A 13,663-nucleotide genomic window follows, 5' to 3' on the forward strand; every position below is an offset into this window, starting at 1 on the left:
TGTCTTAGGTGTATTTCTCTTGTGTCAGCGTGTCCCGAAAAATCGTGATTTCGCAATATGTCGCAGTGACTTTTCGCGAATCATCGTTTATTGTGGGCCAAATGAATCCGTCCGAAATCCGTCCACCGAATATCAACCTGCTCAAGCAGTTGCTCCTCGACATGGCGCAAGCGCGGGGTGTTCAGCAGGTTCTTAAGCTGGTTGTGGATCGAATGGCCAGCCAGCCCGAAGTTGCGCTGGCACGAATCTGGCTCCTCGGACCGGGCGACCTTTGCGCGAACTGTCATTTGCGACATGAATGCGAGGACCAAAGCGTGTGCCTTCATCTGGTGGCCAGTTCGGGGAGTTCCAAAATCACGGGCGAGGAGTGGACTGGGTTGGACGGCGTCTTCCGTCGCTTCCCTTTCGGGGTTCGTAAAGTCGGGCGGATTGCGGCAACCGGGCAACCGCTCGAAGTTCCCGACATTGCCGAACACCCAGAGATCCTGGCGAGGCCCGATTGGGCGGAGGCCGAAGGGATTCGTGCACTTGGGGGACAGCCCCTCGTTCACAAAGGCGAGGTGCTCGGGGTTCTCGCCATATTCACACGTGCCTGTTTGGGCGAAGAGAATCTGACCTGGATGCGTACGATCGCAGACCATGCGGCCGCCGCAATTGCGAACGCGCGAGCCTTTGAAGAGATCACGCGGTTAAAAGAACAACTCGAACTCGAACGCGACTATCTGCGTGAGGAACTGGCTGGAATTCAAGAGTTCGGCGACATCATCGGACAGAGCCCGTCGCTGATGAATGTGTTGCAACAGATCGATCTCGTTGCGGCAACCGACGCCAGTGTCTTGATACTTGGCGAGTCAGGGACTGGCAAAGAACTGGTCGCTCGTGAGATTCATCGGCGCAGCCAACGCCATGAGCGTTCGATGGTTAAATGCAACTGTGCATCAATTCCTCGAGAGCTGTACGAAAGCGAGTTCTTCGGCCATGCAAAGGGCGCATTCACCGGCGCGATCAGTGACCGTGCGGGACGATTTCAGTTGGCGGACGGCGGCACGCTCTTTCTCGACGAAGTCGGCGAGATTCCGCTGGACATGCAGAGCAAGCTGCTACGCGTGCTGCAAGAGGGCGAGTTTGAGCGAGTCGGCGAAGAGCGAACCCAACGTGTTGACGTGCGAATTGTCGCAGCAACGAATCGGGACTTAAAACAAGAGATCGAAGCAAAGCGGTTCCGTGAAGACCTCTATTACAGACTAAACGTATTTCCGATTCAGATCTCCCCGCTCCGCGAGCGCAAGGAAGATATCTCGGTCCTTGCCGCCCAGTTCGTCGACGTTTCGGCCCGCAATTTGAATCGTACTCCACCGCGACTGACGCAAGGCAATATCCTGCAATTGCAGCGATACGATTGGCCCGGCAATATTCGCGAGCTTCAAAATGTCATAGAACGAGCGGTGATTACGTCGGTGAAAGGCAGGCTGAGGTTCGAGCTTCCCGGCGTCGAAAGAGGGAAGCGAAGCGATATTGCGGAAACTTCTACTTCGATCGAATCGAGTTCCGATCCACAAATCGTTACCGAAGACGAAATGCGTCGCCGCGAACGGGAGAATATCATCGCGGCTTTGAAACAAACCAGATGGAAGATTTCCGGTGAAGGAGGTGCGGCCGACTTGCTGGGAATCAAGCCGACGACCTTGACGTCTCGCATGAAGAAAATGGGAATCGAAAGACCGGTTTGAATCGGACTCATCTTCCTTCTCCTCGTCGAAGACGTCAGGTCGCTGCTGCGAATTTCGCCAAGCTGCGGATTGAAATGCATCGCGTACAAAGTGATAGGAATAACATAACCACATTAGAGTTATGGTTCTTTATTAAGTGTCTTGACCAAGGTGTCTAAATGGAACAGTAAGAATGGAGCGCGTCGCTTCCCGCGAGTTCTTACTGTTTCCCCTATTTAATATGTTCTTTTAGGCCAGCATCTCCGTTTGGACGCGGTCCCAGCTGCCAGTGGAACTTGCGTTTGGACTCATTGATCACATAGTCGTTGATGCTGGCCTCACGGCGTCGCATCAGTCCGTTGTCATCGAACTCCCAGTTCTCGTTTCCATAAGCGCGGAACCAGTTGCCGTCGGCATCGTGGTACTCGTACTGGAAACGCACGGCGATGCGGTTTTCAGTGAAGGCCCACAACTGTTTTGTCAGGCGATAGTCAAGCTCCTTCTCCCACTTGCCGGTCAGGAACTCGACGATCTGGTTTCGACCTTTGACAAACGTGTCGCGGTTTCGCCACTCGCTATCGATCGAGTAGGCCAGCGAGACTTTCTCCGGGTTGCGGGAGTTCCATCCGTCCTCGGCTGCCTGGACTTTTCGGATGGCTGTTTCGCGCGTGAACGGCGGCTTGATGTCGGTGGGGTTGGGCATGGGTTTCTCCTTGGAAAACATGGTGGTGTTTAAGTACGAGTGTGCGGAGTTATGAAGGCCGCCGACGAGTGACGATGGCCTTCATGACTTGTGGGCATGGTCACTTGCTCGACGATCCGACAAATGCCTTTCGCAAGCCTTCGAGAGCTTCCTCGGTTGTCACAACAGCACTCGCGATGTAGTGGTAATTTGCTACAGCGACTTTGTGCGAATCGCCTGCAGGAGTTTTGGCACCGGCGGTCGCATCTTGCACGACAGTCACCTCAAAGCCTTGTTCGATCAATTCACGCATGTGAGATTCGGTGCAAAGGTTTGCCGACATGCCGGCCAGGATGATTTTCTCAATGCCGCGTTTTCGAAGTTGCAAGACCAGGTCATTGGATTCCGGCCCGTAGACCTTGTGCGGGCTTGTCACAATCACATTGTCTCCCTCGATGTACGGCTTGTATTGCTCCAGCCAATCGGCCCCCGAGCCGTGGAAGTGGTCACAGCTCAGCTCGCCTTTTCGGTCGAACATGTTGATGTTGTGCATGAGCGACTCTAATGCTCCCTCGAACTTCCACTGGTGATCGTGTGGGTAGTAGTAGTGCGGGGAAACGAAGACCGGCAGGTTCAAATCACGGGCGGTCTCGAACAGTGCGTGAATGTTATCAACCGTTCCGTTTTCAGTAACGCTCTCACCGACGACGCCCCAAGCGACTCCATCGGGACTCAGAAAGTCGTTTTGCGGGTCCGTGATGACGATGGCCGTGCGACCAGCCTCAAGTACCATGCCTGGCCGTGGAATACCGAGGTCGGTCGACGTGCTCAGTTTGACTTGGGTGTCGAGATTCCGGGCGACTGGTTCGGGTGTCTTGTGAGTGGCAACTTTGTTGGCCGCGGCTGATGACTTTGATCCGCCACTGAGAGAGTAAACCCCGACAATAGAAAACGTAGTGACGAGACCGAGGACAAGAGCGCTGTTTCGTTTTGTCGTTGACATGTTTCTGGCCTTTGAATTTAAGTGGTGTGTTTAAGTTCGAAAGAGTTAAATCAGAAGGTTGGCGACGAGAGAGTTACACGCGTTGCCGCTCTTTATGACGGCGTTCTAAATATCCGGCATTCGGTCGGAAGAAATCGGGGATCAATGGCGTTCTCCTTGGTTTGGGGTTCGAAATTGCTTTGCATCAACGTTGCTGTCTTCCTCCATGGACAATGGAGTACTGCTCTTTGCTTCATTCAGTTGTGGCTGGGTTATGCGGTGAGTAGTCAAGAAATTCGGAAGCACCGGGCAGTGAGTGACGAGTCTCAATCCATCGATCGATGGCGAAGTCCCAATAACGACCGGTGCCGCCCGTTTCGTTGTGCGGATCTGCGACAGCCCAGCGCACTTCCGCACGGCCGGTTAACTGAAGAGTTCGGCCATTTTCAAAATCCGGGATGAGAAGCCCGGCACGCGGATTAATAGTGAAGTTGCCGAGCGTGTTAAACATTCCGTTCCCGGAGTAGTCGGGAATGCGGAGCTGTGCCGAGTCAAGTATTCTTATGAATCCGGGATTTCCGCCACGATGCGAGGCGTCGAGGCCACTCGATGGATGCTGGCTTGCGACAAACAATGTGTCTGCGCGGGAAATCCATTCTTGTTGTTCGTTTGTGAGTCTCGTGCCAGCCTGCGACTGGGGACTCGATGGATGATTTTGGTCCGGCCGATAATTGCGTCGTTGGATATACTGCGGGCAATTGGGATAGGCTTGTTCCACGCTGACATGTAGTTGATCGTTCGTTGGAAAACTGACCTTGCCATTCACACGTAGCCGCGCGCGACTTTGCAGGTCTATCACCAGGAGTCCAATAGGAGGATCAGTAACCAGGTTCTGCCATACGGGATCGGCGTCCACTCGCAGAGCTTTGGAGACGTCGATGTCAAGTGCGTGCGGTTCTGCGGTAATGAAACCTGTGTTGCCGACAATGATCGACGCCCACAGGTCCTGTTGCTGGTCAACGCTGCTCACGACGACGAACTTTTGCTTCTTGGTGAACTTGATTGCACCCGGAATGATTGTGTTCCCAATCACACGGCCATTGCAGCGAGCTTGCTCCACCGCGCCAGCGAGTTGTTGAGCGATCAGTTCTCCCTCATGGTATTTGGTGGTGGGCGTCGTGGTTGTGGACATAATTCGCTCCAGGATTCGGAACACCGCGAGACCCTCTCCCCAGGATGCCGAGGGGAGAGGGATTAACTGCGCGAACTAGAAGATGAGAATGTTGCGACCTTCACCGACAAGTGCGGCCAAGCTCGGTAGCCCGCTTGTTCCCGGCACAGGGTTGTCGGTAATCAGGTCGAAACCGGATGCTTTGGCTTCTTCGCTGCCACCGAACACGTCAGCACATCCGCACGAGACACCAGCGATCGTGTCTTCGACTTCCCTATACAGCTCGTGAGCGGGGTGGTCTTTTTTGCTGAGCTCGCCAATCCAGCGTGTTCCGGCCCCTTGAAACAATACGCTTACGTCGTCCCTGCGATGTTTGAAGTCGTAAGCAGCAGCAAGTGCGTTGAAGACGCGTCCTAGCGCCTCTTCCTGGGAACCCGACTTCGGGTCCGATAAAACAACAATCGCCGCCTTCAGCTTGGTCGCGGTGTGAGCAGATGCATGCTGTTCGTCAACTTCACAAGCTCCAGTGGTGCAAGAGTCGGTCGCCATGGTTTCAGTCCTTTCAAGAGTGAATAGTTCGATTTGACTTACGTGGGAGCGTCTATCGCAATACACGTACCGAATACTATTCATGATGCGCAACATGCTTTTCAGAAAAGAGTTGCGACTTATCTTAGGAAACGGACAGGGTCACGAAATTTCGTGAATCCGCATTTGCGTTGATAGGTTTACGGAATTTCGTGAAAGCGGCACTTGATGCTGCGCTAGTCGATCGTCGTCCGATCACGGCCCGGTTTCGCCAGTGCGCTGGTGGACAGCGGGCGGCAGATCTTCAGGGGCAGAGCTGCGAGTCGAGTGCGGGCTCAAGCAAGTGACCTGTGAGCCATAGGCCCTTCTTGCGATAACGGTAACGTGCTGCGATATCGAGCCAACTCTATCGCGAAAGAGTTCCGTTTCGCTTCGACGTCAATTCGAGTGTTTGCTTTGGCTTATTTGCGATTATGCAGTTCGTCTCTCTGCTGGCCTGTTGAAATCAGAGTTGAACTCACATTCGAAAGCGCAGGGCGAAACTGGTAGCGATTAGCCGACGAGTTAATCAGGCGTTCAATGAAGAGAAGACGGGTCGGTAAGAACGAACAAGTGTTTCATCACCCGGTTGGCATTCGCACGCTGTCGCTACGGATTCGGCAACGTATGGGCCGGAGAAATTTCATTGACGTTGGTCGTGGTGGGCAGTGCGGATTTATGTTTGGTTGGGCGAGGACTTTGATGATTTTTGATTCTGTAAATCCTTGAGGGTCTTTCCGGTTTCGTCTGGGAATCGTTCGTCAGTGATTTGCAGATTCGTGATTCGATCGACACGGAACTCGCGGAAATCTTGGCGTGATTCGCACCACGCAGCGAGTAGCCAAACGGGGGCGATGAAGACGAGGCATAAGGGGCGAATGCGGCGTTGGGACTCTTTTCCGGATTCGTCTGTGTAGTGGATTTCGATCCAATGTTTGGTGCGGACGGCTCGCCTCAGAGCTGCAAAGTCAATTGCGATTGGCAACTTGCTGCGGCTTGAACAGGCGTAAGCTGCGGAACGGTTGGCGTCTTCGGCGAGGGAAGGTGGCAGGACAGCTGTGATCTTTTCCATTGCTCTACGGGCTGAGCGGGCGATGGCTGCGTCTCCCCAACTCTCGACCATCTGGGCTCCGAGGGTCAAGGCATCGAGTTCGTCGACATCAAACATGAGCGGCTTGACGAGATAGTCCTTGCTGAGCAGATAGCCGACACCTGCTTCGCCGATTATCGGGACACCGGAGGATTTCAAATCGGCGATGTCGCGGTAGATCGTACGGATGCCGATTTCCATCTCTTGTGCGATTTCTTCGCCTGTGACCGCTTCGCGGCGCGTCTTGAGGTACTCAACAATTCGAAAGAGGCGGTCGGCTCGGCGCATGCGGCGTTCCAGCGGATGGATTGATTGGAAACTTGGAATTCCTGACAGTCTCCTGACAGTATGCTGTCAGCAGGGCTCTGTAAAGTTCTTCCATGCGATCAACCCATGGCGTGTCTGCATCTCAATGACCTTTGCGATGTTCTGTCAGCAACAGTCGATTGGCGGACGAACTCGCTGGGGTTGATCTGACGGATCCGCATCCCCGTGTTAGCCTGCATTCAGGAAAGATGAAAATTATGAAGCCCGCTGCCGTGAGAACACCTTCTGAAACCGAGGTCGAGGTCGTAAGAAGTTTCGACGCGTCTGTTGACCTGGTCTGGAAATCCTTCATCGAGCCCGAGTTGGTGAGCCGTTGGATGCTCGGACCGCCGGGCTGGTCGATGCCTGTGTGTGAGATGGACTTTCGAGTCGGTGGAAGATACGAGAACCGATTTCGAAATGACGATGAAGGGATGGAGTTTGGTTTGGCCGGAGAGTTTCGTGAGATCGAACCGTTGCGGAAAATCGTGCAAGACGAAAACTATGGAGAAGGTCGCTCCGAGGAGGGAATGTGCCATACTGCGGTGGTCACGATTACTTTTCAAGAAGATCACACCGGGACGACTGTCGCCACAGTTGTTGAGTACCCATCAAGAGAGGCCCGCGATGCTGCACTGGCAACCGGTATGACGGAATCGATGGAAATGGGGTACTGCCGTATTGATGAGCTGATCGCGAAGTGATCGCAATGTCTCGTGTGGCAGTCACAGTGACGCCAGTCGCAGTGACACAGGGATCTCTTTCGTGATCAATACCTCGAATTGAGATCGATCAGTGTGGCGCCGACCGATTCCGTTGCACGTGGAGGCAACGGAATCGGGGCATCGTTCGGGTTCCTTCAGGATTGGATTCCTTCAAGGATCGCTGTAGGAGCGATTCAAAATTTATTAACCGCGATGGAGTTATTGTGCGACTTCTCGCTTGAGAGCACGCAGTTTTCGCTTGCCGCCTTTGTTGACCTCCAAAACGAATCGCGCCAGATTCAGGAACTCCTCTCGGTCAGCGAGTGACCGGACGAGACCGGCGGGCATTGTTGAGAGAGGAGAAGCGATGATCTCTTCGATTTGATCGGCGGGGATTTCGCGGAGTTTGCCTTTTTCGGCAGCGATACTCAGAACGACTTTTTCGTCAGTCTGTTCGACGAGATATCCTGATGTGAATCGGCCGTCATCGGTAATGACCGTAACGGATTGATATCCTTTCAGGATTGACTTGGAAGGATTCAAAATCGACTCGATGAGGAACTCGTCGGTGAGACCTTCTCGTGCAGCGGTCAGTTCCGGACCGAGTTGGAAATCTTCCTGTGCGTCGTGGCATGTCGCGCAGGCAGTCTTTTCCTGATAGAAAATCTTGGCGCCTTCCAGTGGATCACCAGCTTCCCAGGCGTCCTGAACAAGTTGAGCGACGGATTCCGCGAGCAGCTGTTGCTCCAGTTTTTCGTTCTTGAGCTGATCCTCGACAAGTGATGGTCGGCTGCCTTCCGGGAAAGGATGCATCTCGATCAGTTCTTCAGGATTGTAGAACCGGCGGCGGCTTCGTGTCTCTTCGCGGATTCGTTTGACGTCATCAACGCTGATCTCGGACGCGTCATTTCCCCAGCTGTTTCGAACGTAGGTGAGAACGCTGGCCATTTCGGCATCGGTGAACATGTTCCCCAATGCGGTCATGGGAGGGACACCTTGTGTCGGTTCAAAGACTTGTCCGCGAACCTGGATCTTTCCCCAGAGTCCGTGCAGAGTCAGTTTGATGAGCCGATCCGGGTCCCCGGTGACCCATTCACTGCCAGCCAGTGGAGGGTAGATTCGGGTGATTCCTTCGCCATGCTCACGATGGCAGGTGGCACATGATCCTTCTGAGTAGAAGACGGTTTGTCCCACTTCGTAAACCTGGCGGAACTCTTTGTCTCTGAATTTCCGCGACTTTGTGCTGTAGTCTTTGGGTTTGAATGCCCCTTCAAGTTTGGAAGCAAGGAACTGTTCCGGATTGACGGTCAGGTCAATCGTTTCGAATCGCCCGGCAGCAAGAAGCTCTTCCACTTCTGGTTTGAGTGACTGCATCGCACTGTTGAGTGCGTTCCTGATCCAGCGATCTGTCGGTTGCGTGGCGACTGACAAGACGACTTCTGCTCCCTGATTTCCTCCCAGCCAGGTCGCAGCAGCGAGGGCTTCGAGGCGAACTCTGGGGTGTTCGTCAGTGGATGCCTGCATCAGGTAGGTTTCCGGATGGTCGAGCAAATGCAGGCAGTGCCGGACGACTCGCACGCCAGCGGATCGGACGCGATGGTCTTCCGCAGTCAGGCACGCATTGAGAAGGTCCAGTGATGGGGACTGCTGCCCCCAGGTTGCCCAGAGAGCTTCGAGCACAAGCCGTTCGTTGTCAGCGTTTTCGCTGGCGAATTGCGTCGCAGCGGCGAGAACTTCTTCTCGATCGCGAGCACGGAGTTCCCGGTGAGACCATTTGCGGGCGTTCAACTCGGGAAGCTTCATGTTTTCGAATAACTCTTCGATCGATGCTCCGGCAACATGAGGCGGAGTGACGAGCGGCGAGTCGTTGCGGGTGATTCGGTAGATGCGACCGTATTTGGAGTTTCGGAGCGGATCGCGGGCACTGTGCTGCATGTGCCCGATCAGCGTGTTGTGCCAATCGATGAAGTAGAGACTTCCGTCAGGAGCGACTTCTAGATCGCAAGGCCGGAAGTTTCCATCGGTCGATTGAATCAGGTCCTGACGAAACTTGCCTTTGATCTCAGCCCCGTCTTCGACGACTTGATACTGCTTGATGCCGAGGAATCCGATGCTGTTGGCATACATGTAGTCTCCCTGAACTTCTTCAGGGAAGTGTCGTGAATGCAGGAATTCCGCGCCGGAGGTCGGTCGCGTATGGTGTTCGTAATTGAACTTGGAAACCTTCGGGATCTCGTAGGAGTGCGGGACTTTCAGTGAGTAGCCAAGCATCCAGTATTGAGCTCCTCCGGAAGCATCATTGACGACCGTTTGACCGTATTCGTCGTGTGCGACACCCCACGGATTGTTGACATCCGACTGCATCACACGTTCGACTTTCCATGAAGCGGGGTCGAAACGCCAGACTCCGCCGTCGGTCATCCGTTCTGGTCCCCAGGGGGTTTCCACTTGTGAGTGGAGGAAGCGACCTTCGCACATGAAGATTCCGCCGCCGTTGTCGACATCGAATGCAGAGATGGCGTGGTGCGTGTCGTGAGGATCGAAACCGTCCAGAAGATAAACCATTTCGTCAGCTCGGTCGTCGCCATCGTTGTCTTTGAGCAGAACCAGATACGGCTCTTGTGAGAGGTAAACACCTTCCGGTCCGAATTCGAAACCGATGGGCATGTGAAGCCCGTCGGCAAAGACCGTTTCCTTGTCTGCCCGGCCGTCTCCGTCTGTGTCTTCATAGATCAACAACATGTCGTTCGGCTTGGTGTCACCCGGTTTGTAGTGCGGGTAACTCGGCAGCGTCGACACCCAAAGTCGGCCTTTGTTGTCGAAACGCATTTGCGCGGGGTTCCCAAGATTTGGGAACTCCTGCTCTGAAGCAAACAGGGAAACGTCATAGCCGTCGGGAAGCGTGAATGTCGCTTTGGCTTCTTCTTCGGTCTTGAGAAAGTCGAGCGTTCCGTTTTTCTCGCTGACCTGATAGTTCGTCTCGACTGGCGAAAGAGGGCGGGTTTGAGAATCATCAACGTCGAGCGTCGATGAGCGTCCTTGTGCGATTGCCCAGATGTTCTGGTCGCGAAGGACCGTCATCTGGCGAATTTTCTCGATTTCTTCCGGGTAGTTGTAGTTTCCATAGGGAGCCCACCGGCGACCGTAGGCGTGAACGCCATTGAGCATTCGATAGTCGTTTCTCCAGAACCAGGACTTGTCCTGAACTGCCTGATGAAGAACGGAACCCGGATTAACTGGCTCGGTTTGTTGTCCAAACAGCTGTTCCATGAGGACTGGAGCCAGTTTCTGGTAACCCGCCTCTGAGAGATGAACACCATTGATCGTTAACGGTTCATCAGTGTTCTGAAACCACTCGAGTGTCGGCGTGAACAGGTCGACGTAGCCCACTTCTTTTTCGGTAGCGACTTCCTTCACTGCGTCCGCGTAAGCTTTGAGAATCTGATTTCTCACCACAGCATCCGGAAGAAAGTAATCGGTCAACTGCTGCATCGCGATCGGAGTCGCGAGAATCAGTCGCGGAGGTTGCGTGTCGTTCCTCGTATAGGAACGAGACAGCGTGTGATCGACAAACGCTCTGAGTTCGTTCTTGAAGTTTTCCACTCCCTCCAATCCATCGAAGGATTCATTGAAGCCGAAGAAGGCAACAATTGTGTTGGCTTTGAGGATCGTCAGCCATTCGTCCGGTGATGGGTAGTGTCCGATTCCGAGATGAGCATTGATTTCGGGGCGGAATTTCTCTGCTCCTGGAAAGGCCCACGGATCCGGTCGTCCTGCTTCCGGTCGAAACGCAGGAGTGTGTCCGGGGAAGCCCATGTTTCGAAATGTGATTTCCTTCTTCGGAAACTGCTGTTGCAGTGCCGTCTCGAAGAAATTGAAGTGCTCCATCCGCGAAGCCAGTGTGTTTCCCAGAAGGACGATCGTCTCGCCCTGATTCGGTTCGATCGGAAGTGAAACGGCAGGTGCGTCCGCATCGACGGGGACCGGTTGCAGATACTCCGGTCGGACTTGATCCGCTTGCTGGGTTTCGCTGGGAGTGATCGTCGTGATCACTTCAGGTGCAGATGGGGATGAGGCGTCCTCTTCCTTCTCCGCAATTGAATACGAATTTGCAATCGCCAGAAAAACTCCTGCTGAGACGAGGCAGAACAATCTGGAAATAGGCTTCGAGATTTCTCTTTTCATAATATTTCGTTCGCGACGGGATTCGATATTCAGGAACTGACGAACTTGTCGACAGAAGATCGGAGTTGGAACACTCTATTTCATTGAACTGGCGAGCATCTTTCAAGCTCGCTCCAGTTTTACATTCCTGAGGCCAACGCTTCGAGATGTCGGCTGAAGTGGTCGGCGAGAACTTCTTTGTAGGTCTCTGGATGAGCTTCGAGGACCTCGCGAACGGCCGGTCCGAGTTCGGGATCTGTCAATGTTGACCCGAAGGTGCAGTGCAAAATTTGACGACCCGGTTCCGTGAATCCCACACCTTTTGGAACATCGGACCAGCACTCGAGGTAGACTTTCTCCAACTGCTCAGTGCTCAGATCGTCACCGGGAGTGACGGTGTCAACTGTTGCTGAGACGTGATAGGTCGCTTTGTCGACATCGTATCTTTCGCGACCAAATTGAACGATTCGTCGGAAGAGAGCTTCGTCGTGGCGAGCAACGACGCGAAGCGCTTCGAGATAGCTCGTTCCGGCTGTTTTGACATGGAATCGTCCTCGAGTTGCCCGAGCGAGAACGCCGTACATCGACAACTTGTCGGACCCCGAGTGCAGACTCAATTTGTAAGGGCCGAGCAGTTCAGCAATTGCAGCATGGTCGTGCAAAGACTTGTCGAGTGCTTTGACGTCGCCTTTATAGTCGACTCCTTTTTCGAGTTCACCGATGAAGCGAGGAGCCAGGCTGACCAGCTTCATGCCCCCTTGGAGACATTGATCGGCGATGATGTAGTGTTCGGCAAGGGTCGTCGGTTGGTCGGTCTCATCGACGGAGAGTTCGATCTCGTAATCAGCCCCTTTGTCGCTGTGAACTTTCTTGATGTAGTCCCCAAGCGACAATGCTCGTTTGATGGCGGAGCCGTATTTGACTGCCGCCCGCATGCATGCCTGTTCGTTCAACTCGATCGTTGATCCGGTTGGCAAATCAATCGTCTTGCCAATATAGTTGTCGTACCAGGCAGCAGACTCGCGAATAGACTCGAATTTCTCTCGCAGTGTCGATTCGTCGTAGTCATCAGCTTTCTGGTCGACGTCATCAGAAGGATCGATCGTGAAAAACGTGAACCCCACGGCAGCGGTCACATCGACATCGTCGGGAGTTTTGAGATGGTCGGCATCGGCTCCGATTCGTCCGTCCCAGCCAGCTTGTTTGGCTCCGTTGAGAGCATCGTCCATGACCTGTTGCGCGGTTCTTTGGGTACGCGTCATTTCGCGAATGGACTGCTGTGGGAAGATGGGTTCGATTCCGCTTCCGGATCGTTTCATCGCTTCAACGTGACCGGGAGTTGCCAGTCCGATGCGGTCACCGAAACCAAAGCTTGGAGACAATCCAAGAGTCGTGCATTTTTGCTGTTCGCTCATCGTGATCTCACTTTGTAATGTGGAAAGTTCGCCTGATGGAGAGGGCGGAATTAGCTGCGGAAATATGTTTGAAACGCTTCGATGGTTTTCTCTGCGGTAGTTCGCGAGTCCGGAATCGGAAACGCTTCTGCAGATGCGTAGCCGTCGAATTCTGTCTCAATCATTGCGGCAGCGATGGGGGCGAAGTCCATGTGCCCGCGGCCTGTTGCTTGTCGATTCGAGTCGACGAAGTGCACGTGACCGATATATCCGCGGCCAGATCGAATAGCTTCAGCGAGATCCGCTTCTTCGATATTCATGTGGAAGAGATCGGCGAGGAGTTTGACATTCTTCGTCGACAGGGTTTTCAGGAATTCGACCCCATCAGCGATTGTCGTAATGAGATTGGTTTCGTATCGATTGAGTGGCTCGTAAATCAGAGGAACATTTTTCTTTGCGGCGTACTCTCCCAGCTCGTTCAGAGCTTCTGCCAGAAGAGACAGTGCATCGTTTCGGCTGAGGTCGCCTCCCCATCGTCCCTGCATCGAGCCGATGATGGCTGGAGCATTGAACTCACCGCCGAAGTCGATCATCTGGCGAATGAAGTCTTTGGCCGATTCACGTCGAGACTGGTCTGGGTCCGTCAGGTTCAGTCCGTGTTTGACCATTCCGGCGCCGGTTCCGACGGCGGCGACGTTGAGATTGAACTTCTCAAGCAACCCCTTCAGTTCAGCACGATCAACAGTATCGTGAGAGGGGGCGAAGATTTCGATGGCGTCGAATCCGAGGTTCGAAGCATGCTCACAGGCGTCTGCGATTCCGTCCCAGAAAACGAACGGACCACCTCGGGCTTCTTCGACAAGACTGACAGTAATGGCTGACTGAATCATTGTT

Annotated in this window: 10 protein-coding genes; 2 read left to right on the top strand and 8 right to left on the bottom strand. The window is 53.9% G+C overall.

Annotation, left to right across the window (positions count from 1 at the left end; translation table 11 throughout):
* Positions 1-101: 101 nt before the first annotated feature.
* On the top strand, positions 102-1,730 hold the full coding sequence (locus KOR42_RS04920; protein ID WP_146507522.1) for a sigma-54-dependent Fis family transcriptional regulator: 1,629 nt from the start codon (positions 102-104) through the stop codon (positions 1,728-1,730).
* A 211-nt stretch (positions 1,731-1,941) separates the two neighbouring features.
* On the opposite strand, the gene KOR42_RS04925 is transcribed toward KOR42_RS04920, so the two are convergent.
* The 5 genes from KOR42_RS04925 to KOR42_RS04945 form a co-directional block, all read right to left on the bottom strand.
* On the bottom strand, positions 1,942-2,412 hold the full coding sequence (locus KOR42_RS04925; RefSeq protein ID WP_146507524.1) for a nuclear transport factor 2 family protein: 471 nt from the start codon (positions 2,410-2,412) through the stop codon (positions 1,942-1,944).
* A gap of 100 nt (positions 2,413-2,512) precedes the next feature.
* Entirely contained in the window at positions 2,513-3,394 is an 882-nt protein-coding gene (locus KOR42_RS04930; RefSeq protein ID WP_197440872.1) for a cysteine hydrolase, read from the bottom strand.
* Between the two features lie 232 nt (positions 3,395-3,626).
* Complete coding sequence (locus KOR42_RS04935; RefSeq protein ID WP_146507526.1) at positions 3,627-4,565, bottom strand: PNPOx family protein; 939 nt, start codon at positions 4,563-4,565, stop codon at positions 3,627-3,629.
* A gap of 75 nt (positions 4,566-4,640) precedes the next feature.
* Positions 4,641-5,093 (bottom strand): DsrE family protein, encoded by a 453-nt coding sequence (locus KOR42_RS04940; RefSeq protein WP_197440873.1) that lies wholly within the window; start codon positions 5,091-5,093, stop codon positions 4,641-4,643.
* A 694-nt stretch (positions 5,094-5,787) separates the two neighbouring features.
* Positions 5,788-6,489: a helix-turn-helix transcriptional regulator gene (locus tag KOR42_RS04945; protein WP_146507528.1), complete on the bottom strand. Its 702-nt coding sequence runs from the start codon at positions 6,487-6,489 to the stop codon at positions 5,788-5,790.
* Between the two features lie 236 nt (positions 6,490-6,725).
* On the opposite strand from KOR42_RS04945, the gene KOR42_RS04950 reads away from it, so the two are divergent.
* Positions 6,726-7,211, top strand: a complete 486-nt coding sequence (locus KOR42_RS04950; RefSeq protein WP_261342047.1) for an SRPBCC domain-containing protein — start codon at positions 6,726-6,728, stop codon at positions 7,209-7,211.
* Positions 7,212-7,430: 219 nt separating this feature from the next.
* Here the strand turns inward: KOR42_RS04950 and KOR42_RS04955 are convergent, their stop codons facing one another.
* The 3 genes from KOR42_RS04955 to KOR42_RS04965 all read right to left on the bottom strand — a co-directional run bounded on the left by KOR42_RS04955 (position 7,431) and on the right by KOR42_RS04965 (position 13,659).
* Positions 7,431-11,396, bottom strand: a complete 3,966-nt coding sequence (locus KOR42_RS04955) for a PVC-type heme-binding CxxCH protein (protein ID WP_146507532.1) — start codon at positions 11,394-11,396, stop codon at positions 7,431-7,433.
* A gap of 119 nt (positions 11,397-11,515) precedes the next feature.
* Positions 11,516-12,790 (bottom strand): tagaturonate epimerase family protein, encoded by a 1,275-nt coding sequence (locus KOR42_RS04960; RefSeq protein WP_146507534.1) that lies wholly within the window; start codon positions 12,788-12,790, stop codon positions 11,516-11,518.
* 50 nt (positions 12,791-12,840) lie between these two features.
* Positions 12,841-13,659 carry a sugar phosphate isomerase/epimerase family protein gene (locus tag KOR42_RS04965; RefSeq protein WP_146507536.1) on the bottom strand — a complete coding sequence of 273 codons (819 nt, stop codon included), beginning with the start codon at positions 13,657-13,659 and terminating at the stop codon, positions 12,841-12,843.
* Positions 13,660-13,663 lie beyond the last annotated feature (4 nt).

Origin of the sequence: Thalassoglobus neptunius (genome assembly GCF_007859735.1) — a bacterium.
Lineage (GTDB): Bacteria > Planctomycetota > Planctomycetia > Planctomycetales > Planctomycetaceae > Thalassoglobus > Thalassoglobus neptunius.